This window comes from Desulfonauticus sp., from assembly GCF_055126295.1.
In genome coordinates this window covers 35187-56322 of the sequence record NZ_JBSRHE010000015.1, presented here as the reverse complement: position 1 = coordinate 56322, position 21136 = coordinate 35187, and the positions used below count along the sequence as shown (strand labels likewise).

The 21136-nt window shown below is 42.3% G+C and carries 20 protein-coding genes and 1 tRNA gene; 12 read left to right on the top strand and 9 right to left on the bottom strand.

Annotated elements, in window-relative coordinates; translation table 11 throughout:
• The 6 genes from ACTCIM_RS09225 to ACTCIM_RS09200 all read right to left on the bottom strand — a co-directional run.
• Positions 1-429 (bottom strand): DUF6079 family protein (locus tag ACTCIM_RS09225; RefSeq protein ID WP_472315158.1); only part of this gene is annotated, 429 nt, incomplete at its 3' end.
• A 36-nt stretch (positions 430-465) separates the two neighbouring features.
• On the bottom strand, positions 466-951 hold the full coding sequence (gene brxF, locus ACTCIM_RS09220) for a BREX-3 system P-loop-containing protein BrxF (RefSeq protein WP_464278657.1): 486 nt from the start codon (positions 949-951) through the stop codon (positions 466-468).
• A gap of 378 nt (positions 952-1329) precedes the next feature.
• Positions 1330-1405 (bottom strand) — tRNA-Asn (locus ACTCIM_RS09215).
• A gap of 55 nt (positions 1406-1460) precedes the next feature.
• A complete protein-coding gene (locus tag ACTCIM_RS09210; RefSeq protein WP_472315155.1) occupies positions 1461-3080 on the bottom strand; it encodes an NAD+ synthase in 1620 nt (539 codons plus the stop codon).
• Positions 3077-4687 (bottom strand): response regulator, encoded by a 1611-nt coding sequence (locus ACTCIM_RS09205; RefSeq protein WP_029966809.1) that lies wholly within the window; start codon positions 4685-4687, stop codon positions 3077-3079. Before ACTCIM_RS09205 ends, ACTCIM_RS09210 begins: the two co-directional genes overlap by 4 nt.
• Positions 4688-4700: 13 nt before the next feature.
• The gene (locus ACTCIM_RS09200; RefSeq protein WP_464278660.1) at positions 4701-5519 is read right to left on the bottom strand and encodes a purine-nucleoside phosphorylase; all 819 of its coding nucleotides are present in this window, start codon (positions 5517-5519) and stop codon (positions 4701-4703) included.
• A gap of 79 nt (positions 5520-5598) precedes the next feature.
• Between ACTCIM_RS09200 and ACTCIM_RS09195 the strand changes: the two genes are divergently transcribed.
• From ACTCIM_RS09195 to ACTCIM_RS09160, 8 genes are all read left to right on the top strand, one after another.
• The gene (locus tag ACTCIM_RS09195) at positions 5599-6357 is read left to right on the top strand and encodes a motility protein A (RefSeq protein ID WP_029966800.1); all 759 of its coding nucleotides are present in this window, start codon (positions 5599-5601) and stop codon (positions 6355-6357) included.
• Complete coding sequence (locus ACTCIM_RS09190; protein ID WP_029966796.1) at positions 6344-7075, top strand: OmpA/MotB family protein; 732 nt, start codon at positions 6344-6346, stop codon at positions 7073-7075. Before ACTCIM_RS09195 ends, ACTCIM_RS09190 begins: the two co-directional genes overlap by 14 nt.
• 13 nt (positions 7076-7088) lie before the next feature.
• A complete protein-coding gene (locus ACTCIM_RS09185; RefSeq protein ID WP_029966793.1) occupies positions 7089-7493 on the top strand; it encodes a PilZ domain-containing protein in 405 nt (134 codons plus the stop codon).
• Positions 7480-8886: an ATP-binding protein gene (locus ACTCIM_RS09180; protein ID WP_464278663.1), complete on the top strand. Its 1407-nt coding sequence runs from the start codon at positions 7480-7482 to the stop codon at positions 8884-8886. Before ACTCIM_RS09185 ends, ACTCIM_RS09180 begins: the two co-directional genes overlap by 14 nt.
• 34 nt (positions 8887-8920) lie before the next feature.
• The gene (locus tag ACTCIM_RS09175; RefSeq protein WP_472315152.1) at positions 8921-11161 is read left to right on the top strand and encodes a carboxyl transferase domain-containing protein; all 2241 of its coding nucleotides are present in this window, start codon (positions 8921-8923) and stop codon (positions 11159-11161) included.
• A 15-nt stretch (positions 11162-11176) separates the two neighbouring features.
• Positions 11177-11827, top strand: coding sequence for a biotin attachment protein (locus ACTCIM_RS09170; protein ID WP_472315148.1), 651 nt, complete (start codon positions 11177-11179; stop codon positions 11825-11827).
• A 1-nt stretch (position 11828) separates the two neighbouring features.
• On the top strand, positions 11829-12173 hold the full coding sequence (locus ACTCIM_RS09165) for a hypothetical protein (protein WP_029966783.1): 345 nt from the start codon (positions 11829-11831) through the stop codon (positions 12171-12173).
• Positions 12174-12247: 74 nt separating this feature from the next.
• Positions 12248-12697 (top strand): single-stranded DNA-binding protein, encoded by a 450-nt coding sequence (locus ACTCIM_RS09160; protein WP_464278665.1) that lies wholly within the window; start codon positions 12248-12250, stop codon positions 12695-12697.
• Here the strand turns inward: ACTCIM_RS09160 and ACTCIM_RS09155 are convergent, their stop codons facing one another.
• Together ACTCIM_RS09155 and fusA are read right to left on the bottom strand one after the other, a co-directional pair.
• On the bottom strand, positions 12698-14344 hold the full coding sequence (locus tag ACTCIM_RS09155; RefSeq protein WP_472315145.1) for a ribonuclease J: 1647 nt from the start codon (positions 14342-14344) through the stop codon (positions 12698-12700).
• Between the two features lie 161 nt (positions 14345-14505).
• Positions 14506-16566 (bottom strand): elongation factor G, encoded by a 2061-nt coding sequence (fusA, locus tag ACTCIM_RS09150; protein WP_472315143.1) that lies wholly within the window; start codon positions 16564-16566, stop codon positions 14506-14508.
• Between the two features lie 158 nt (positions 16567-16724).
• Between fusA and ACTCIM_RS09145 the strand changes: the two genes are divergently transcribed.
• Together ACTCIM_RS09145 and ACTCIM_RS09140 are read left to right on the top strand one after the other, a co-directional pair.
• Positions 16725-17663, top strand: a complete 939-nt coding sequence (locus ACTCIM_RS09145) for a hypothetical protein (protein WP_472315141.1) — start codon at positions 16725-16727, stop codon at positions 17661-17663.
• On the top strand, positions 17656-18744 hold the full coding sequence (locus tag ACTCIM_RS09140; protein WP_472315139.1) for a spore photoproduct lyase family protein: 1089 nt from the start codon (positions 17656-17658) through the stop codon (positions 18742-18744). The genes ACTCIM_RS09145 and ACTCIM_RS09140 overlap by 8 nt, the downstream gene beginning before the upstream one ends.
• Here the strand turns inward: ACTCIM_RS09140 and ACTCIM_RS09135 are convergent.
• Positions 18721-19227, bottom strand: coding sequence for a hypothetical protein (locus ACTCIM_RS09135; RefSeq protein WP_472315136.1), 507 nt, complete (start codon positions 19225-19227; stop codon positions 18721-18723). The genes ACTCIM_RS09140 and ACTCIM_RS09135 overlap by 24 nt on opposite strands.
• Before the next feature lie 96 nt (positions 19228-19323).
• On the opposite strand from ACTCIM_RS09135, the gene ACTCIM_RS09130 reads away from it, so the two are divergent.
• A complete protein-coding gene (locus ACTCIM_RS09130) occupies positions 19324-20919 on the top strand; it encodes a 3-phosphoshikimate 1-carboxyvinyltransferase (RefSeq protein WP_472315133.1) in 1596 nt (531 codons plus the stop codon).
• A complete protein-coding gene (locus tag ACTCIM_RS09125) occupies positions 20879-21133 on the top strand; it encodes a hypothetical protein (protein WP_029966764.1) in 255 nt (84 codons plus the stop codon). Before ACTCIM_RS09130 ends, ACTCIM_RS09125 begins: the two co-directional genes overlap by 41 nt.
• Positions 21134-21136: the final 3 nt, after the last annotated feature.

Below are 21136 nucleotides of genomic sequence, written 5' to 3'. Positions count from 1 at the left end.
GGTGTAGGTCACGCCCATGGCGGCCAGGTGCTCCTCCAGCTCGCCGACGAGGATGTCCCGCAGCGACATGGTGGTGGCCCCGATCTCGGTGCGGACCACTTTGAACTTGCCGGCGATCGCTCTTGCTGCTTGTGCCACCTGTGCGTTGCCCAGGGCGGAAAGCAGATCCGCGTGCTCGCAGATAGCGGAGATCACCGACATCAGGTGTGACTTACCGGTGCCGTAGTTGCCCACCACAAGCAATCCCTTATTATCAGCAGGTTGCTCAAACTGCATTTGAGGAATCACCATGCCAATGAGCTTCTCAGCCATCTCATGGGAAATGACATAACTGCTTACCAGCTGACGGGCAGCAGAGGCCTTATCGGCATCCCTTAACTGAACAATAGTTTCAATGGGGTTAAATTGAATCAAATTTTGATATTTCATCACACATACTCCCTTGTAGCTTCCTTGTTGTTCTATTTATTTCACATTTGCATTGACTACTAAAAAATTTTCAACCGAGTAACTACGGTACTCGGAGTGTTCTGGAGTTGCGTAAATCAAACAATTCTTCATCACATATCCGTTCCATGCAGCCACAATGGTCTTATTCCGAGATAGTTTCTGCAAAAGGTATAAGGGATTTTGCTTTAATTGAACATGAAAAAGCATCTCAATGTTGTCCAGTAAAACTACTTCACCTGCTACTTTATTCACAATTTCACTAAGTAGCTTTGAAACCTGTAACACTCGTTGGCGCTCGGTCAAATCCAGCATTACACGAGATAACTCTAGATTTACATTAATCAACGGTGCAGAGAGTTTTTCTGAGACCTCATTTAATACAGATGTTTTCCCACTTCTTCTCAAACCTACCAGCAAAATCAAGCGATAATAAAGGGAATATACTTCCTCGAACTTGAACAAAACCTGTTGAGCCAGAATTTCACTCTTAACCTGAGACATTTTTTCTATTTTAAAGTATCAATTATACTCAATTAAAAACCTTCCAAAAACAAACAATCCAAACCTTGATAGAATTCAGATATCTTGGATAGCCAAGATTATACCTAACATATTATACCAACTTTTAATTAACTATCTCCAATTACAAGCCATATTTTATTTTTCTGCTTTTGACAATAATAAGAGGGCTTAAAAATAGACCTAAAAATACTTACAATAACTATAAGTACTTTTTTTATTCAGGTTAACTTATTTTGGGGTATTGAGTTTACAGACAAAATTAAAAATTTTAGTCTTAAGACTAGACACTAAGAAGAAATATTTGACTGAAAAAAGCAAAAAACCCCGCTGTTTCCAGCGGGGTCTAGTGACTTGTTCTGGCTCCCCGGGACGGACTCGAACCGCCAACCTAGTGGTTAACAGCCACCCGCTCTGCCGATTGAGCTACCGGGGAGCAATGTGATGAGGAGTCCTTTTAAGGAAAACTCAACTGTTCGTCAAGTTTTTTTTCACAATTTTGCAGCAATGGGCATTCTCCAGCCCGTACCAAAGGCTCTATCGGTTATTTTTAGGCCTGGAGGCGCTTGCTTGCGTTTAAACTCAGCCAGCCGAACCATGCGATAAACCTTTTTTACCACCTCTTCTGCATAGCCCAGACTCACAATCTCTTCTACTTCTCTATTTTCTTCAATAATTAATTTTAAAATCTCATCCAAAAGTTCATACGGGGGCAAAGAATCTTCATCCCTTTGATTGGGAGCAAGCTCAGCTGTAGGTGGCTTGCTCAGTACTCTGGAAGGGATTATCTCTTTTTCCCTATTAACCCAGTGAGATACTTTATAGACCATGGTCTTGGGCAAATCAGAAATCACGGCCAGCCCTCCAGACATATCTCCATAAATGGTGCAATAACCTACAGCCAATTCTGACTTATTTCCAGTGGTAAGTAGAAGTGCCCTTAGCTTGTTGCTAATGGCCATCAACAAGTTGCCCCTGATTCTGGACTGAATATTTTCCTCAGTAACATCCCTGGGAAGGCCAGAAAACACCTCTGCCAAAACCTTATCAAAGGCCTGCATTAAAGAATCTATAGGTAAGGTATAGGTTTTTATCCCTAAATTTTTAGCTAACTCCAAAGCATCTTCTATGCTTTCCTTACTGGTAAAAGGAGAGGGCATAAGCACTCCCAGGACCTTTTCCCTGCCCAGGGCCCTGGTGGCAATCACTGCAGTCAAAGAAGAATCTATGCCTCCAGAAAGGCCCAGCACCACTTTGTCAAAGCCACACTTATGCACATAGTCCCTTACCCCTAAAACCAGGGCCTGAAAAATCTCCTCTTCTGAGCCTAAATTGTCAGCATATACCTTTTGCCTTTCCTGTAAATCCACCACCACTCTGTGCTCAGCAAAGCTTTTGGCCCGAAAAATCATCTCTCCTTGCCCATTCCAAACCATACTCCTACCAGCAAAAATCAAATCATCATTAGCTCCCACCTGATTTACGTAAACCAAAGCAAATTTATACTTCTGGCTGAGGTGAGCCAACATCTTTTCCCGAAGTTTTTGCTTGCCCAGGGTATAGGGAGAAGCAGAAAGGTTAATTAAGATATCCAGGTTTTCCCGGGCCAACTGCTCTACAGGGTTGGTAGGATAGAGTTCTTTTTTCCAGAATTCCTTGTCATTCCAGATGTCTTCGCAAATAGTAATCCCCATATTTTTGCCCTGAAAGTTAATTTTTTTACTGCCAGTAAAAGGGCAAAAATAACGCTGTTCGTCAAAAACATCATAATTGGGAAGCAAGGTTTTGCCTACCCAGGAAACAATTTGCCCCTTTTCCAAAAAAAGAGCTGCATTAAAAAGCTTATTGCCTTCACTCCAGGGCGTTCCCAAAAGTAAAGGAGCGTAACCCCTTAGGCTCTGGGCCAGCTTTAGAGCCACCTGTTTACAACGAGCTATAATACCTGGTCTCAGGAGCAAATCCCTGGGAGGATAGCCTATAAGGGCTAGTTCACTGCTGACTACTAAGTCTGCCCCTTTCTGGCTGAGTTCCTTAACTCCTGCTTCTATTTTGCTAGCATTTCCCTTGAGGTCATTTATCCAAGGATTTAACTGGATAATCCCAAGTCTCACTTCAGATACTCCTTTATTTTGGCCTCCAGAATATCCTTGGTAAAGGGCTTGTACAAAATATCTGTCACCCCTGCTTCTTTAGCAGCTTCATTGTCTGTAGCTTCGTTTTGAGTGGTCACCATGATAATGGTTAACTCTTCTGGCTTATAAATCTGCCTGGTCTTGGCTGTAAGTTCTATGCCGGTAAGCCCTGGCATATTTAAATCTGTAAACATTATATTGGGCTTATTTTCCTTTAACCACTCCAGCGCCTCTTCTGGCTTGGCAAAAAGCCTGGGTTCAAAGCCCAATTCAAAAAGACTGGCTTTGTAAATGGAGAGAATCATCTTAGAATCGTCCACAGCCAGGGCCACAGGTTTTTCTTCTTTTTCTTCCTCTGCCCTGGGTACTAAATCCTTGTAACCATACTTCTCAAGCAATTCAAAATAGTAGTTACGTAAATCTGGTGGACACTTCTTTTGTAAGAAGTCTAAAGCCAGTTTTTTAAAATTATCTTCAGGCAATAGGTTTAAAAACAATTCTTTAGTTTGGGCAGTTATAATGGCCTTGACTACATTTTTAACCTCTTCATCCTCACCTTTGACCATATTCCTAATGCCTGCAATCAAAACAGGACTTAAATTGCGCTCAATAGCAGAAGCAGCAGCAACTCTTACCTGTTCGTCTTTATCTGTTAAACCAGCAGCTAAAGTGTAAGCTCCCTTATCTACAGGTAAAAAGCCCAAAGCCTCATAAGCAGCAAAACGCACATTGGAGTCTTTGGGCTGATTACTTAAGAGCTTTCTAATGGGTAAAACTGCAGCCTCATCACCTATTTCACCCAACACATTTAGGGTATGAATCACCAGGTCTGGATCGTCAAAATTTAAATTTTCCACCAAAAAAGGAACCGCCTTGCTGCCAATACGTACCAGCTTATTCTTGGCATAGTTACGCAAGTGGGCATAATGAGAACTCAAGGTTTCATTTAACTTTTGTAAACTCAAGGTATCTTGAATCTGACTAAAAATATCCAGAATAAGTAAATCCAGATGAGTATCGTGCCCCATCTTTTCCGCCAGACGCTTAATGGCTGTGGGCGAACCTATCTTGCCCAGGGCATTAATGGCTGCCAGGATAAGGGTCCTGTTATTGGAGTATAAAAACTCACTAACCGGAGTAGTGGCTTGAGGATCACCAATATTGCCCAGGGCTTCAATGGTGCATTTTAAGATATTTTCCTCTTCTGTGCTGGTAAGTATTTCTGTTAGATAGGGAACCAGCTCTGGAAGTTTGGTCTCTCCTGCTACTTGAAGTAAAATTTCTCTGGGCTCCACCCCATTTTTCAAATAATCGCCCAGAAGATGAGGGTCTGCAAAGACCACTTCTAAAAGAGCTGTCTTAAATTCTGTATCTTCAATTAATTTTTTATCCTTTTGCAAAAAATCCAAAAAATAGGGTAAACTAAAATCTGGCTCTCCTGTGGCCAGAATCCTTAACACCTGTGCCCTGTGCTCAGGCTCCAAGTCAAAAAAATAATTTAAAACCAATCCTGCCTTAATCTTGTCCTTTCTTTCTACATTATAGGCTATTTCCTTAATCAGGTCCTGAGGATCAAAATCCAGCATTTTTCCTCCTCTTTTAAGGTAAGGCTTTAATAAAAGATACCAACAACCTAGACAATTGAACATTACTCTTTTTAGCCTGAGCCAAAATCTCTTCCTCACTGGTTTCCTGCATACAATCTGGCAAATTTTTATTGGTTAGGCAAGAAATACCCAAAATTTTTCTTCCCATATGTTTAAGCGCAATGGCTTCCAGAGAAGTGGACATACCTATGGCATCAGCTCCCAGAAAACGAAAGGCCCTGGTTTCTGCAGGTGTTTCCAGGCTGGGTCCTTTCACCTGAATATAAACCCCTTTATGCAGGGTAATCTTTTCTTCCAGGGCAACCTTTAAAGCCAGTTGCTGTAATTCTTTGGCATAAACAGCACTCATATCTGGAAACCTTGGTCCCCATTCACTTATATTTTCTCCCACCAGAGGACTTTCGCCTGTAAAATTGATATGATCCGTAATAAGCATGAGCTCTCCAGCCTCAAATTGAGGATTTAAGGCTCCAGCAGCATTGGTCAAAATAAAAGTTTTACAACCCAAAAGACTGGCCACCCTTACTCCAAAAACCACTTCTTGCGCAGAATAGCCTTCATAAAGATGAAAACGGCCAGCTAACACCAAAACCCTTTTTTCTCCCATTTTAGCCAGAACCAATTTTCCTGCATGCCCAGGAGCTGTGGACACAGGAAAGCCTTCTATTTCTGCATAGGCAAAGCTCCTATCCACCTTAAGACCATCCAGAAAATCCCCCAAGCCACTTCCCAAGACTACAGCTACTTCTGGCTGATAAGAAATATTTTTTAGTAGCCACTTATAAGACTTGAATATTTTTTCTTTTTGCATAATACTTCCTAAAATGTTAAAAGATTTTTTTATTGTTTGGCTCTAGGTAAACCTTAATTTTTGATTTTAAAGGGAAGTTATGGACATTGCAACTTTTTTTGGCATTATCGTAGGTTTTTCCCTGGTCATTGGAGCTATTTTTTTAGGGGGAGCAGTTGATATCTTTATCAACATTCCAGGACTGATGATTGTCCTGGGCGGTACCTTTGCTTCTACTTGCGTCAACTTTCCCCTTTCTGACGTGTTCAAAGCCATTAAAGCAGCCTTTTACATCTTTACCCGACGCAAAATCACTTCCAACCAGGTGGTAAACACCATGGTACGCATAGCTGAGATAAGCAGAAAAGAAGGACTGCTTGCCCTAGAACACGTGGAAACAGAAAACAAGGTGCTCAAAAAAGCCTGTCAGCTTATAGCAGACAATGCAGACCCCTTTTTAATCACAGAAACCCTTCGCATTGAAATCTCCTCTTTAAAAAGCAGGCACGCTATTATTCAAGATGTATTTAAGAAAATGGGCGCTTATGCCCCTGCCTTTGGGATGATTGGGACCTTAATTGGTCTGGTCCAGATGCTAACCAAGCTGGAAGACCCTGCCAGCATTGGGCCAGCCATGGCTGTAGCTATTTTAACCACCTTTTATGGAGCTTTGCTTTCCAATTTACTCTTTTTGCCCATTGCAGGCAAACTCAAAAGCAGAAGTTTAGAAGAAATTTTGCATCTGGAAATCATTTTCCAGGGAGCCAAAAGTATTTTGGAAAACAACAACCCCACTTTTGTTTATGAAAAGCTTTCCTCCTTTGTAGCCCCAGGAGAAAGAAAAGATGCTCGAAGATGATTTTTTACAAATAGAAGAAGAAAAAGAAGAAGAGGCAACCTGGCTGGTCACTTTTGCTGACCTGACCATGCTGCTCCTGGTGTTTTTTATTCTCCTTTTCTCCATGTCCAACTTAAACCAGGAGACCTTTAAGGAGACCTTATTTTCTGTAAAGCAAGCCCTGGGGCAGGCTAAAAAGGGCATTTTGAGTGTCACTCTGGGGCAGGAAGGCCCTGGAGTGTCTGTAACTGAAATCAAGCGCTATCGGGAAATGATTGAAGGCCAAAAAAAGGTCTTTTCAGACCTGCAGTACTTTTACACAGAAAAAGGCCTAGAAGGATTGGTAGGAGCTTACCTAGAATCAGGTAAAATTATCCTGCGCCTGCCTGCAGAAGTACTTTTTGAATCTGGCCAGGTGGAATTAACTCCTGCAGGGAAAAAGGCCCTGCAGGAGTTAAAGGATTTTTTTATTATGCACCCGGATCAAAAGATAAATATCATTGGCTATACTGATGATACTCCCCCCAGGCCTGGAGGAAGGTTTAAAGACAACTGGGAAATTTCTGCCCTGAGGGCCATCAATGTCTTGCGTTATCTTCTAAGCTTGGGCATAGAGCCAGAACGCCTTACTGCTACTGGTTTTGCGGATTTAAACCCCTTATATCCCAACAATAGCCCGGATAATCGGGCCAGAAATAGAAGGGTGGAGTTTGTTTTAGAAAAAATTATAACCCCCTAAAAGAGTGTAAATTATGGATGAATTTTTAGATGATTTTGAAATCAAATATGAAAGTAAAACTCCCAGAAAAGCTTATAGAGTGGCCTTAGACAATCTGCAGGTCCAGTTGGGGACAAAGCTTTTTAAGGCTAGAGATATTAGTGCAGCAGGAATATCCTTTTATTATTCTCCGGCTGAAGAGAGTTTTCAAAAGGGAGATATCCTGGAGATAGAAATAATTTATAATGAAAAAAAACTCTTAAAACTCAATGCTACTGTAGTGCGCATACGGGATGAATACATTGCTTGCGCTTTTGAAGATATCTCTTTAAGAGAAGAGCGCTTATTGGATAAGCTCATCCTGGAAGCTCAAAAGGAAGAAATAGAATTAAAAAAACTTGCTGAAAAGGAGTCCTCAGAAGACCATGAAAAAGCATAAAATTCTTGTAGCCAATAGAGGAGAAATTGCCCTCAGAATCATGCAGGCCTGTCTTAACCTGGGACATGATTTTGTAGCTGTGTACACAGAAGAAGACAAAGAGTCCTTGCACTGTAGATTTGCCCAGGAAAAGGGAGGAGAAAAAAGCCTGTTTAAAATTAGTTCCTATCAGGACGCCAATGAGATCTTGGCTGTAGCTGATTATAGCCAGGCCACAGCTATCCATCCTGGCTATGGTTTTTTTGCTGAAGACTATCGTTTTGCTCGCAGGGTGGTTACCAGGTCCAAGCCACTTATTTTTATTGGGCCCAACTGGAAAATCATCAAAGAACTGGGAGACAAAATTCAGACCAAAAGGCTGGCCAGAAAACTGGATGTCCCCACTGTGCCAGGTTCAGACCGTCCCATTTACGATGAACTGGAAGCAGAAGAACTGGCACGAGACCTCTTTATTTTCCAAAAAGAGCAGGGAATAGAGCATCCAGTCATCCTGATTAAAGCCTCTGCAGGCGGTGGAGGCATGGGCATTGAGGAAGTGGGAGATATGGACCGCTTCCGCAGCGTCTTAAGGCGGCTTAGAAACTATGCCCAACGCCAGTTTGGCAATGATGGGGTTTTGATTGAACAAAGAGTGTTTGACTTTAACCATCTGGAAGTGCAGATTGTAGCTGACCGCCACGGCCAGGTGGTCCATTTTGGCACCAGAAACTGCACCATTCAAAGTACAGGCAGACAAAAACGCATAGAAGTTGCCCCTGGTTTTTACCCCAAAACCATCAATTATGCCTTTGACGCCCAGAAGGTACTCCAGGATATCGTAAAATACTCTTTGCGCATTGCCAGAGAAGTAAAATACGACAACGTGGGCACCTGGGAATGGATTGTCAGCCCCACTGGTCAACCCTTTTTAATGGAAGTAAATACCAGAATTCAGGTGGAAAATGGAGTCTCAGCTATTATTTCCAGGGTTAAAGGCCAGGAAGTAAACCTCATAGAAGAACAAATCCGTTTAGGTCTGGGAGAAAAGCTAAACTATTCCCAGAAAGACATTTCTTTTCAGGGAGTAGGCATTGAGTATAGAATTATTGCCGAATCTCCAGAGGAGAACTTTACTCCCTGGGTAGGCACTATTACTCGCTTTAGCTATCCCAATTATCCCTGGCTCCAGGTCTTTAGCCATGTGCCTCAGGATAAACCCTATGAAATCCCCACTGACTTTGACCCCAACCTGGCCCTGGCCATTGTCTGGGGCAAAGACCTGGAAGAAGCCAAAAGGCATGGCTTAAAGTTTTTAGAAGAGGTGGTTTTGGAAGGCGAAAACAAAAAGGGAGAAAAGTTAAAATCCAATTTAAACTTCCTCAAAGCCAAAACTTCCGAAATTTTAGTCTTCTAAAAAACTCCTAAAAAAATAAAAAAGAGAGAGGCATATGTTGTTATTAGATATAGAAAAAGAACTACAGTTTTTAGAAGAAAAGCTTACTTACATTAAAGACATTTTTGCCCATAAACAAAATGAAAATATTCTTCTGCTGGAAAGCAAGTTAAAAGATTTTAAAAATTCTTATAAAAACATCAACCTGGAAGAAGCCAAACGCAAACTAAACTCTTTAAAAGACCTCTTTACTTTTCTGGAAAACAAGCTGGATCGCCAACTAACCCCCATGGACAAAGTACGCATTGTGCGCCACCCCCAACGCATTTGCCTTAAAGACATCCTGGAAAATGTGTATGACAATTACACAGAAATCGGTGGTCAAGACGAGTATAGCATAGACCCTTCCATGCTCATTGCCAGAGCCTATATTACCCGTAAGGTAGGGAAAAAAATCTACAACCAGCCAGTTATGGTTATAGGCCAGGAAAAAGGGCATGGAGAAGAATTTAGAAACGGTGGCTCAGTAAAGCCCTGGGGTAATGCCAAGGCCTTACAATACATGAAAGTAGCAGAAAGGGAAAACATCCCCATTCATACCTATGTCTTTACTCCCGGAGCTTATCCCATTGAAGACTATCCTGGGGCAGCCCAGCAAATTGCCCGCAACCTCTATGAAATGGCCGGGCTAAAGGTGCCTATCATTGCTGTCTTTTCTGAAGGCGGTTCTGGAGGGGCAGAAGCCATTGCCCTGGCAGATATGCGCCTTATGCTTTCCCATGGCTATTATTCAGTCATTTCCCCGGAAGGGGCCGCAGCTATTGAAGGTAGGATCAGGGGTAAAGAAAAAGCCAGTCCAGAACTCATTGAACAGTGTGCTTCCCAACTCAAAATGACTGCTGATGATAACCTGGTCATGGGTTATATAGACAGAATCATCAAAGAGCCACCCTTGGGAGCAAGGCCAGAACACTTTGATTTCTTTAAACAACTTAGAAATGAAGTCATTAAAGCCACAGATGAAGTGGTCTTACGGGTCAGAGGTATTAGCCTTTTTCGTTACCTGGTCTTAAGAAAGCTAAAAAATCCAGAGATTTATGTGCGCTGGGCCCTGGGAGCCAAGGCCAAGGAAAGGCTGCTGGAAAATCGTTATCGTAAATTCCGAAAAATGAGCCAACACGCCTATATTGATGGTCGCAACAACCTGACCAAAATCAAAGACAAAAGTGAAGAACTTTTCTGGGCAGGCTATAGTTTACTCCACTACGATATTTTACGCAGGCATAAACAGGTGGTTTCGCAACTAACAGAAGATATCAAAGGAGAAATCCATGTTCTTTTAAATAGAGCTAAAACTTCCTATCACAAGTTTATGTGCAGATTTTCCTGGTTTCATAAACGCAAGGCCAATGTCTGCCAATTACTGTCTCTTTCTGACTGGGATGGCCACAAACAAGAAACCACTCCCTACCTAAGCCCCCAGGCCAAGGTGGATAAAACCATTACCTGTCCCAATGCTTCTAAAGAAGGTTGCCTGGACCTCTGGGCCCCAGACCTCTTTGGCGAAATGGCTGGAGTGTGTAGTTATTGCGGCCACCACTTCCCCATGGAGCACGAATGGTATCTTTACAATGTCTTTGATGCTCACTCCTTGCGAGAATTTAACCAGGATATAGAAGCTACCAATCCCCTGGATTTTGCCAACTTTTCTCATAAACTGGAAACTGCTAAAAAGAAAACTGGCCAAAAAAGCGCCTGCTTGACCTTTGAAGGCAAAATTAAGGGCATAGAAGTGGTGGTGGCTGTGCTTACGGCCAAGTTTAGAGGAGGCACCGTGGGTGCAGCAGAAGGCGAAAAGTTTATCCGTGCCGTGGAAAAGGCCAGGCTCAAACATCGCCCCTTTATCGCTTATGTTCACGGCACCGCAGGTATTAGAATCCAAGAAGGCACCAATGGAGTTATCCAGATGCCCCGTTGCACCCTGGCCATACGCAATTACTTAGAAGCAGGCGGCCTTTATATTGTGGTTTATGACACCAATTCCTATGCTGGTCCTGTGGCCAGCTTTTTGGGCTGTTCGCCCTATCAGTTTGCCATTCGCTCTTCTAATATTGGCTTTGCAGGTCCTGGAGTAATCAAAGAAACCACAGGCCTGGAAATTCCTCCAGACTATCACAAAGCTTATCACGCCCTGAGCAGGGGCCATATTCAAGGTATCTGGGACAGAAGACAGATGCGGGCCAATCTCTACCAGGCCTTACTTACCATGGGAGGAAGATATCTCTATTATCGTTAACCTGAAGGAGCAAATATGAAGACAAGCAATATTAAAGAGTTGCTAGATAAAATAAAGGAAAATCCTTACAAGACCATTGTGGTAAAAACCCCTCATTGTGGCACCATTGAGTTTGTCGTGGGAGAAGGAGAAGAAGTAAAGGGACCCAGGGGCAAGTACAAGGAGCAACCTGGTACCCTTCTGGCCTACCTTACCAGAGAAAACAACCAAAAACCCCTCTATGCCCAGGAAAGGGGCATTATCTCCAAAATATACCCCTTTCAAAAGGGAGATTTTGTAGAAGCCAATACTCCTATCCTGGAGATTAAACACTATTTAACCAAAGAAGAGGTCCTGGAACTCATTCTGAAGGAGACCCTTTATCTTTTCCGGGCCCCAGAAAAGGGAAAGTATTATTTTGTCCCGGAAATAGATAAACGCATCAAAGCCAAGGGTTGTCAAAAGGTAAAACTACACCCTGGAGAGGAAGTACTCATCTTGAGCAGAATGAAAAGAGAAACCTTTTTACCCTATGAAGGACCAGAAGGGATTATTTATCACCTCTATTTTAAGCCAGGCCAGAGTCTTAATGCTGAAGACATTCTCTTTGGTGTCTGTCCGCCAGAAGACCTGGAAAGTATTAAAGAAGTGGTGCTCAAGGTAAAAAGCGAGTGGGAGGAAAAATAGCTTGGGAAGAGTACTACAAATAAGAGTCAGCGCTTATACCTTTGACCCTTCAGAGGTGGAAAAAAATTGGCCACATCTCTTTGAAGTAGTTTTTGCTCAAGATCAAAAAGTAAGTAATCCTGGAGTAAGAGAACTTCTTAAGCGTTTAAAAGAAAAAGTGCTTTTTGAAGATTTGGATCCCCGAATAGCAGCCTTTTTAGAGCCTCAAGTCAAGGAACTGGAATCCTGGCAAAAAAAATTAGATACAGCTCTAGCCAACTGGGAACCTCAAAAAGCCAATGAAATTTCTTACCTTTTAGAAGAAAAGTTAGACCAGATAGAACAAAAGCTAAAGGAAATTCTTTAAGAAACTGGCCTTTGCTTTTTTTAATTTTCTTGGCTAAGAAAATATTACTTTGTTTTTCAAGGAGGAACCTAAAAATGGCTGCAAGTCTAAATAAAGTGTTTTTAATCGGCAGGTTGGGACAGGACCCCAAACTTGCCTACACCACTTCAGGCATGCCTGTGGTTAACTTCTCTGTGGCCACAGATGAAGGCTACACAGATAAAAGCGGCAATAAAGTGGAAAAGACTGAATGGCACAGAGTGGTAGTTTTCAACAAACAGGCCGAGTTTTGTGCCAATTATCTAAGCAAGGGAAGATTGATCTTGGTAGAAGGACGGTTGCAAACCAGACAATGGCAGGATCAGCAGGGGCAAAATCGCTATACTACAGAAATAATCGCTTCTCGTATCCAGGCCTTAGATCCCAAAGGAGTAACAGAAAGCACACCTGATTCCCAACCCAAAGCAGAAGTTTTACCTGAAGAAGAAGATCTTGGCCCCACTTTTCCTTCAGAAGTAGCCAATCTGGATGATACGCCTTTTTAATTAAAGGGAAAGCACAATGGGAATGGTGATGGGGTCTCGGCCCAACACCTTTTTAAAAAACTTGCGCAAAACAGAGCGAATGCGCTCTTCCATCTTTTTGGGCTCATGCGGGGGGGTATTTTCATAAATATCCAGGATAATGCACTTGGCATCCTCTAAAATATGGGCAAAGTGTTGCTCAAAGACAAATCCTTTAGAAATGACTTCCGGACCATAAACAAGCTCTCCTGTGGCCTTTTCCAAAATAAGCAGACAAATCACCAGACCTTCCCCGGCTAAAATCTGTCTTTCCTTAAGCACTGTTTGCCCCACATCGCCAACACCCTTGCCATCCACATAAATGGCCTCTAAATCCAGCTTGTCCCCTGGACTAATTCCTTTTTCATCTAAAATGAGACTCTGCCCGTCTTCTAGCACTATGGCCTTTTCTGCAGCTACTCCTTCCTCCCTGGCCAATCTCGCATGCTTAACCAGATGTCTATATTCACCATGAATGGGAATGAAATATTCTGGCTTAACCAGCCTAATCATCTCCCGCAACTCTTCTTGATGGGCATGGCCAGAAGCATGAATGGCCCCTACCTTTTCATAGACCACTTCTGCTCCCAGGCGATAAAGGTCATTAATCACTCTCGTAATGGCCCTGGTATTGCCAGGAATAAAGCGGGAAGACATAATCACCAGATCACCTGGATGAACCTTTAATTGTTTATGCTCTTCTTTAGCCAGGCGAGTTAAAGCAGATAAAGGCTCTCCTTGAGAACCAGTAAGTAAAAATAAAACCTTATTTTCAGGAAGGGTAACAGCTTCTTCTAATGGAATATAAGTATCTTCGCCAAAATTCAAAAACCCCTGCTCTCTGGCCAGGTCTATGTTTACAAACAAACTTCGTCCACTCACAGCCACTTTACGACCAAACTCTTCTGCTAAATCAAAAACTTCCTGGATGCGCTGAATGTGGCTCGAAAACAAAGTAATTAAAACTCTTCCCCTGGAGCAGGCAATCAGTTCTCTTAAACTGGCTTTTACTTCTTTTTCAGTCAAGGCCCGACCTTCTCGTTCCACATTGGTGGAATCAGAAAGCAGGAGTTTTACCCCGTCCCGGGCAAACTCTTGAATGGCCCTGGTGTCTGTAAATTGATTGTCTAAAGGATTTAAATCAATTTTAAAATCTCCAGTATGAAAAATTTTACCCACTGGAGTCTCAATACCCAAAGCAAATCCTTCAATAATAGAATGGCAAACCGGAATAAAGGTAAAAGAAAAGTCTTTTATTTTCAGTCTATCATAACGCTTTACTTCTTTTAGGCGGACATAGCTTAGCAAGTTAAATTCAGTAAGTTTATTTTCCAGAATTTTTAAAGTAAATCCAGAACCATAAACAGGAGCATCTACATAAGGCAAAAGCCAGGGAAGTGCTCCCAAGTGATCTTCATGTCCATGGGTAAGGATAATGGCCTGTAATTTGTCTTTTTTGTTCAACACATAATTAAGACAGGGAATAACCACATCAATGCCAAAGAGATAATCGTCTGGAAACATCAAGCCACAATCTATCAAAACCAGAGAATCATCGGTTTCCAGGGCCAAACAGTTAAGCCCTATTTCACCCAGACCACCTAAGGGAATAAGTTTTACTTTTTTCATTTCAGCCCTAAAATCTTCTTAAAATCAAAGGTGTTAATTTAAACCAAGGTGAAGTTAGCATAACCTAAAACACCCCAAAGGACAAGCTAAATAAACAAAAAAGGGTCTCTTTTTTTGTAAAGAGACCCTTTTTAACTACAGACAAAAGATAAAACCAGTTTTTAAGCTTCTTCGCCTTTGCTCTCCGCAATAACCTTTTCTGCTATCTGACTGGGCACTTCTTCATAATGGTCAAACTCCATTGTATAGGTTCCCTGGCCACTGGTCATGGCTGTTAGGCTCTGGGCATAGGTAAGCATTTCAGCCATGGGTACCTGGGCCTTTACTTCTGTGATGCCATTTTGAGAATCAGAGCCCAGCACCTTTCCTCTACGGCTGGAAATATCACCAATTACATCGCCCATATATTCATCTGGAATGTAAACAGTAACATTCATAATCGGCTCTAACAACACAGGTTTACACTTTTCCACTGCCTTTTTAAAGGCCATGGAGCCTGCAATCTTAAAAGCCATTTCAGAAGAGTCCACACTGTGATAGGAGCCATCGTATAAGGTAACCTTAAAGTCCACCACTGGATAACCAGCCAACACACCCTTTTTAGCTGCCTCTTGAATACCAGCGTCTACTGCAGGGATGTACTGCTTAGGAATAACCCCGCCAACAATGGCGTCCACAAATTCGTAGCCGCCACCCCTGGGTAGGGGCTCCAGACGAATCCAACAATCACCATACTGGCCACGACCACCAGTTTGTTTTTTGTACTTACCCTGGACTTCAGCTTTACCTTTAATGGTCTCTCTATAGGGGATTTTAGGGGTTTTGAGCACAATGCCCACTTTATACCTTCTCTTTACCTTTTCCACAGTGGTTTCAATGTGTAGTTGCCCCATACCAGCTAAGAGCATATCTCCTGTTTCTTCATTGCGGGTAAGCTCCAGGGTAATATCTTCATCCAAAAGTTTTTGCACAGAGGCAAAAACCTTATCCTCTTCTCCTTGTTTTTCTGCAGCCAGGGCATAAGAAATAATACAGGGAGAAACTTCTGGTTTTTTCAATTTAAAGGGACTTTTTTCATCACAAAGGGTGTCCCCTGTGGAAGTATCTTTTAACTTGGCTACAGCTACAATAGCTCCTGGTCCCACTTCATCTTTTACAGGTACCTGTTTTTTTCCTTCAAAGGTCAAGAGTTGGCCCAGCTTTTCTTTACTATCCTTGTTCACATTGAGCACAGTCAAATCAGAGCTAAGTTTACCAGAGAGCACGCGCATTACACTGAGCTGTCCAGTAAAAGGGTCCACTATGGTTTTAAAAACAAAGGCAGCTAAGGGCTCTTCTTCTGAAGACTTGCGCTCACTACCATCTTCTCCTTCAAAAGGAGCGTGCTCTAAAGGAGAAGGCAAAAGCCAATTTATGGTATCCAGGAGAATATTTCCGCCTTTGTTCACCAGGGCAGCTCCCACAGTAACTGGAAAAAGCTCTCGGTTTAAAATACCTTTTCTCAGACCAGTTAAAAGCTCTTCCTTGCTTAATTCTCCTTCTTCCAGATACTTTTCCATAAGAGCTTCATCGCTTTCAGCAATATCTTCGATCAATCCCATTCTTAATTCTTCTACCTGGTCAGCAAGCTCAGCAGGAATATCGCCCTTTTTTACCTTGCCATCTTCTTCAAAAAACAGGGCCTTTTGTTCCAGCACATCCACTACGCCCTTAAAATCTGCTTCAGCACCTATGGGCAAAAACAAAGGTACAGCCTTAATCCCCAAAATAGAGCTCAAGCCTTCTAAGGCCTGTTCAAAGTTGGCCCGCTCTCTATCCATTTTGTTAATAAAAATAAGGGCTGGCAACTGGGCCTTTTCCACTTCCATCCACATCTTTTTGGTTAAAGGCTTTACTCCATCAATGGCGTCCAGCACAAACACAACCCCATCCACGCCTTTGAGTAAATACTGAATATCACCGTTAAAGTTGCCATCACCAGGGATATCTACCAAAAAATGGTCACTTTTTTGCCAGGAAAAATGGGCAAAACCAGGCTGAATACTTCCTCTTCTCTTAATCTCTTCAGGCTCATAATCCAGACAGGTGGTATCTTCTTCAATCTTACCCAAACGAGAAATCACCTTTGCTTGAAACAAAAGCATCTCGGCCAGAGAAGTTTTTCCACAACCACCATGGCCTACCAAAGCATAAGTCCGTTGTTTTTCTAATTTTTCCCGCATCAATTAGCCCCCTTTAGCAAATCTTTTTATTGCCTTGTTCAGGCTTTCTTCCTAAAAGCAGACAAATTACTTTTTTCACATATTATCTTTTAAGAGATTTTCGTCTATAGGAAGATAAAAGAAAAGATGTCAAGTAAAGGGATATGAGGGAAGCAGTTATGAAGGAGCCCAAAAGCCTAAAAATCCTTTCTCCTGAGGAGATAATTATAGATAATCCTTGGATTTTTTGGAAAGAACAAGGAGAAAAAAAATTTCTGCAGAACTTAAAAAAAATGGGGCAGCTAGAACCTGTCCTGGTCATCTGGCAAAAAGAAAATTACTTTTTAGTGCATGGCTATAAGCGAGTCCTGGCCCTCAAAAAGTTAGGGAAAAAGGTCCTGGCCCTGGAAATAGAAAAAACTTCGCCCAAAACCCTGGGGCTTATCTATTTTTTACTCAATGCAGAAAAGCGCAGTGAGTACCATCTGGTAAAGGCTCTGCGCTTTTTTTCTGCTGCTGACTCTACTCTGGCTAAAGAAGAATGGGCGCTTTTAGGCTTGAACCCTAAATCTCCCTTTTGGGACCATCTCCACTTCTGGCTTACCCTTCCTGAATACTGGGATGATTTGCTTCTGCAGGGACATCTGGAAATAAGCCAGGTGCCCTGGTTGAGCCAGTTTAGTACAGAAGAGCTGGAATTCTTTTATCCCTTCTGGCAAAGGATAAAATGGACCAAAAGCAATCTCCGCACCTTGCTTACCTTAAGTCTGGAACTAAAGGCCAAGGGACTCTTGGGAGCCCAGCTTAAACAAGAACTAACCCTTTTTTTAGAAAAAAAACTTTCTCCTCAAGACTTACAAACCAGCCTGCTTCAGCACTTGCGAAAGCTACGCTATCCTACCCTGACCCTGGCTCAGGAAAAGTTAGCCCGGTATCTTACAGAAATAAGTAAGGGAAGTGGCTGGAAAATCCAGCATCCCTACCATCTGGAAACACCAGGTTTAATCCTGCAAACCCAGGTAAACAATGCTGAAGAGTTAAACCAGGCCATCCAGGAACTCAAAGACATTCAAAAACAAAACCCCTGGCGCAAATGGGAGGACTTTTTACATGCCTAACCCTTCTCTTCCTGCCTATTTGCAAGCCATAAAAAAGGTTTTTATTGACCCAGAATTACCTTCAGATAACCCCATAGTGCAAAGGGTAAAAAAAACCTTACCCACAGCCACCTTGCTAAAGGGCCAGGCCCCCAAAAACCTTTCTTCCTCTGAACCAGTACTGCTTTTAAAAAAATTCAAGGGAAAGTTCCTGCGTTTTTGCCCGGGCACCAGGTTTTACAACTGTTGTGGCTATAAAATAATCCACTTTGGAGAAAACTGTCCTTTAGATTGCTCTTACTGCATCTTACAGGCCTATTTTCAGGACAAAATCCTCAAAATCTGGGGAAATATTGAAGACCTTTTTTTAGAACTGGACAAGACCTTAAAAGCCAACCCTAAGATGCGCTATCGCACAGGCACAGGAGAATTTACCGACTCCCTGGTCTTGGAGCCTCTAACAGGCTATGCCCATAAGCTCCTTGCCTTTTTGCAGGACTATCCCAACATAAAGATTGAGCTAAAAAGCAAAGTGGTGGACTTAAGCTGGGCCAAAAATTTAAAAAGAATAGACCACGTGCTTCCTGCCTGGTCTCTAAATAGTCCTAAGATAGTGGACACAGAAGAAAAGTTAAGCGCTTCTTTAGAGGAAAGACTCAAAGCAGCCCAAACCTGTGTGCAATGGGGAACCAAGGTAGCCCTGCACTTTGACCCCCTTATTTACTATCCTGGCTGGGAAAAAGGCTATCAACGCATTGTGGAGATGATTTTCGACTACTTACAGGCCAAAGATATTGCCTATTTAAGCCTGGGCTCCTTTCGGGGCATGCCAGACCTTTTTCAAAAAATCGCCCAAAACCATCCCCAAAGTAAGTACATCTACGAGGAATATGTGCCAGGCCTGGATGGTAAGCTGCGTCTCTTTTTACCCCTCAGGCTCAAGCTGTTTTCTTTTCTAATTAAAGCCCTGAAAAAAGGTGGGTTAAACCGCCAGATTTACTATTGTATGGAATCCAATCTGGTCTGGGAAAAGACTTTGGGTTATACTCCAGCCAGGTTGGGTGGCCTGGACAAACACTTAGAAAACCTGGCCTTTGCTTAAACGGGGACAATCTTCCTGCAGCCTGCAGACTTCACAACCTCCCTTATAGGGAAAATAGGTAAACACTGCATATTTATGACTCAGGGTGCCATTTTTCTTTATTTCCAGGCCTGTAGAAGCAATTTTGCGTCTAATTTCTTTATTTACCTTGGGAAAAGGAGCGCAACCCAGCTGGGCCAGCTGAGGCACAAACTCTTTTACGCCTGCCATGAGCATGGTCTTGGCCAGAGTATCCAGATACAGGGCTTCACTGGGACTACTTAACCACACACCTTCTATTTCCCTTTCTACTTCCTGGTCTAAAAAAATAGCTAAAAAACCTCTGGGCTCTCCCAGGGTATAGGCCTTAAAGTACTTAAACCACTTTTGCCAATAGGTAGTAATTTTACCCACTTCGCCTGGTTCTAAGGTGTCATAGCCACTAATTTGCAAATAAAAGGAAAGATCAATGGTTAAAAGCACGCCTTTTTTCTTTAATTCCAAAAGCTAACCTCCTCTCTTGACCCTCTTTAAATTCTACTTGCCCCGCAAAGCTTTTAATAGTAGAAAAAAATAAATTTGTTTGTCTAGGATATTTTTATGTCAGAAAAAAAATACTCTCTATCCCTAAATGAAGAACTCTATCAAACGGAAAAAAATCTTCTCAAACTTATCCAGAAACGGACGCGTTTACTTAGCAAAATAGCCAAAAATCGTTTCGAACAGGGCAAAAGTCCAGTAGATACCCTGGTGGAAAAAAAACTCTGGGACATCTGGAAAAGTAGTTTACAGGGAGAAAATCAACGCTTTTTTCGCCAGATCTTTTCCATTTTAAACAATACCAGTTATCTCAAAGCTGAGACCAAACAATTTGACAAACCCTTTTGCCTCTATCCACCCAGCAGTAAGGAGATAGATTTTCACACCGAGGCCCCTTTATCCAATTTTCAGGCCCGATTAAGTCTTATTTTAGCTACCCTTTCCACTACTGAAACCCATATCTCCCCCTTTCCCATAAATGACCCTCTAGTAGAACTAATCAAGGCTCTCAATCAAATGGGTGGAAGGGTTTCCTGGCAGGAAAACTCTTTGCACGTAGGTCCAGCAGACCTTTATTTTGAAGGTAAATCCATCTTTTTGGGAGAAGACGAATTTAACTTTTACCTCTTGCTTTCTTTATGCCTGACTCAAGCTGGTAGCTGCAAGTTAAATGGTGCTTCCAAGCTAAAAATGCTAAACCTAAAAGAATTGCAGGACTTTTTACCCACCCTGGGAGCCAGATTGACCTCCATTGAACCGCAAAGCTACAACTTGCCTGCCAGGCTAGAGTGTAGTGGGCATCTACCTTCAGAAGTAGTTCTTCCAGAAAGTATAAGTGAATACCTAGGTATTGGCCTTATCCTGGCCAGTTTTCTCAGGCAAAGGCCCTTAAAGCTTACCTGGAGCAAACCCTTTAGCAAACTAAAAGAACTGGAAAAATTGGCCAGGGATTGGAATCTTTCCCTAAGCATAGAGGAAGATACTATCCTGGTTCAGCCCCAGGAGATTAAAAGCCCTGCAAACTTTAAAATTGAGGCTGACCCGGTACTTTCCAGTTATGTTTTGGTCCTGCCCCACTTTTTAGGGGGTAAGATTCAACTTACAGGCCTCTGGCCTGCCTATTCCCTAGAAGCTCAAAGGGCACAAAAGATTTTTCAGGAAATAAATTTAGACTTTGATTCAGAAAATTTTCTGGCTCAAAAAAATAGGGAATTTTTAAAGGAACTTTCCCTGGATGTGGACCAGGCAGAGGATTTCTTACCTCTGGCCACAGCTCTGGTGCTTTCCTGTGAAAAAGGGGGCATTATCTATCACAATCTAAAGGGAGAGCCATTGGAATCTGCTCAAGAGTTGCTTTCCTTTCTGGGCTTAAAATACCATCTCCATCCAGAATATCTGGAAATTGAAAATTCTCAACTCAAATTTCAAAAACACAATGACAAGGTCTGGACCAGCCCTTCGCCCTTCTGGACCTTAAGTTATGCCTTAATTTCCTTTAAGTTCAAGGGCATCTGCCTTTCCAACCCAGGGATTATTACCCAAATCTGGCCTCGTTTCTGGAAACTTTTTCAAAGTTTACCCCTGGGGAAAATAGAAACCAAAGAAGAGGTAAAGAATGACAACCAGACCACCAAAAGACGAATCCGTATCCGCTGAGATAGAAAAACTTACTCAAGAAATTTTAAACCTAGAAAAGGAAATTAAAGAATGTGAACAAAAGATTCGGCAATTACGCGACCAAGAAGACCCCAGTAAAAATCTATTTTTCCCCCAAGAAATCTTTAATCTCCAGCAAAAAAAACTGATGCTAAAAACCGAAGTGGAAATCAGGCGTAAAAAGATAAACCGTCTTACCTTTACTGATTTTTAATCC

Excerpts from the sequence above, each read along its gene's own strand:
- ACTCIM_RS09125 (WP_029966764.1), top strand. The coding sequence starts at position 20,879 with ATGACAACCAGACCACCAAAAGACGAATCCGTATCCGCTGAGATAGAA.
- ACTCIM_RS09170 (WP_472315148.1), top strand. The coding sequence starts at position 11,177 with ATGAAGACAAGCAATATTAAAGAGTTGCTAGATAAAATAAAGGAAAAT.
- ACTCIM_RS09160 (WP_464278665.1), top strand. The coding sequence starts at position 12,248 with ATGGCTGCAAGTCTAAATAAAGTGTTTTTAATCGGCAGGTTGGGACAG.
- fusA (WP_472315143.1), bottom strand. The coding sequence starts at position 16,566 with ATGCGGGAAAAATTAGAAAAACAACGGACTTATGCTTTGGTAGGCCAT.
- ACTCIM_RS09175 (WP_472315152.1), top strand. The coding sequence starts at position 8,921 with ATGTTGTTATTAGATATAGAAAAAGAACTACAGTTTTTAGAAGAAAAG.
- ACTCIM_RS09155 (WP_472315145.1), bottom strand. The coding sequence starts at position 14,344 with ATGAAAAAAGTAAAACTTATTCCCTTAGGTGGTCTGGGTGAAATAGGG.
- ACTCIM_RS09185 (WP_029966793.1), top strand. The coding sequence starts at position 7,089 with ATGGATGAATTTTTAGATGATTTTGAAATCAAATATGAAAGTAAAACT.
- ACTCIM_RS09140 (WP_472315139.1), top strand. The coding sequence starts at position 17,656 with ATGCCTAACCCTTCTCTTCCTGCCTATTTGCAAGCCATAAAAAAGGTT.
- ACTCIM_RS09130 (WP_472315133.1), top strand. The coding sequence starts at position 19,324 with ATGTCAGAAAAAAAATACTCTCTATCCCTAAATGAAGAACTCTATCAA.
- ACTCIM_RS09180 (WP_464278663.1), top strand. The coding sequence starts at position 7,480 with ATGAAAAAGCATAAAATTCTTGTAGCCAATAGAGGAGAAATTGCCCTC.
- ACTCIM_RS09200 (WP_464278660.1), bottom strand. The coding sequence starts at position 5,519 with ATGCAAAAAGAAAAAATATTCAAGTCTTATAAGTGGCTACTAAAAAAT.
- brxF (WP_464278657.1), bottom strand. The coding sequence starts at position 951 with ATGTCTCAGGTTAAGAGTGAAATTCTGGCTCAACAGGTTTTGTTCAAG.
- ACTCIM_RS09190 (WP_029966796.1), top strand. The coding sequence starts at position 6,344 with ATGCTCGAAGATGATTTTTTACAAATAGAAGAAGAAAAAGAAGAAGAG.
- ACTCIM_RS09205 (WP_029966809.1), bottom strand. The coding sequence starts at position 4,687 with ATGCTGGATTTTGATCCTCAGGACCTGATTAAGGAAATAGCCTATAAT.
- ACTCIM_RS09145 (WP_472315141.1), top strand. The coding sequence starts at position 16,725 with ATGAAGGAGCCCAAAAGCCTAAAAATCCTTTCTCCTGAGGAGATAATT.
- ACTCIM_RS09195 (WP_029966800.1), top strand. The coding sequence starts at position 5,599 with ATGGACATTGCAACTTTTTTTGGCATTATCGTAGGTTTTTCCCTGGTC.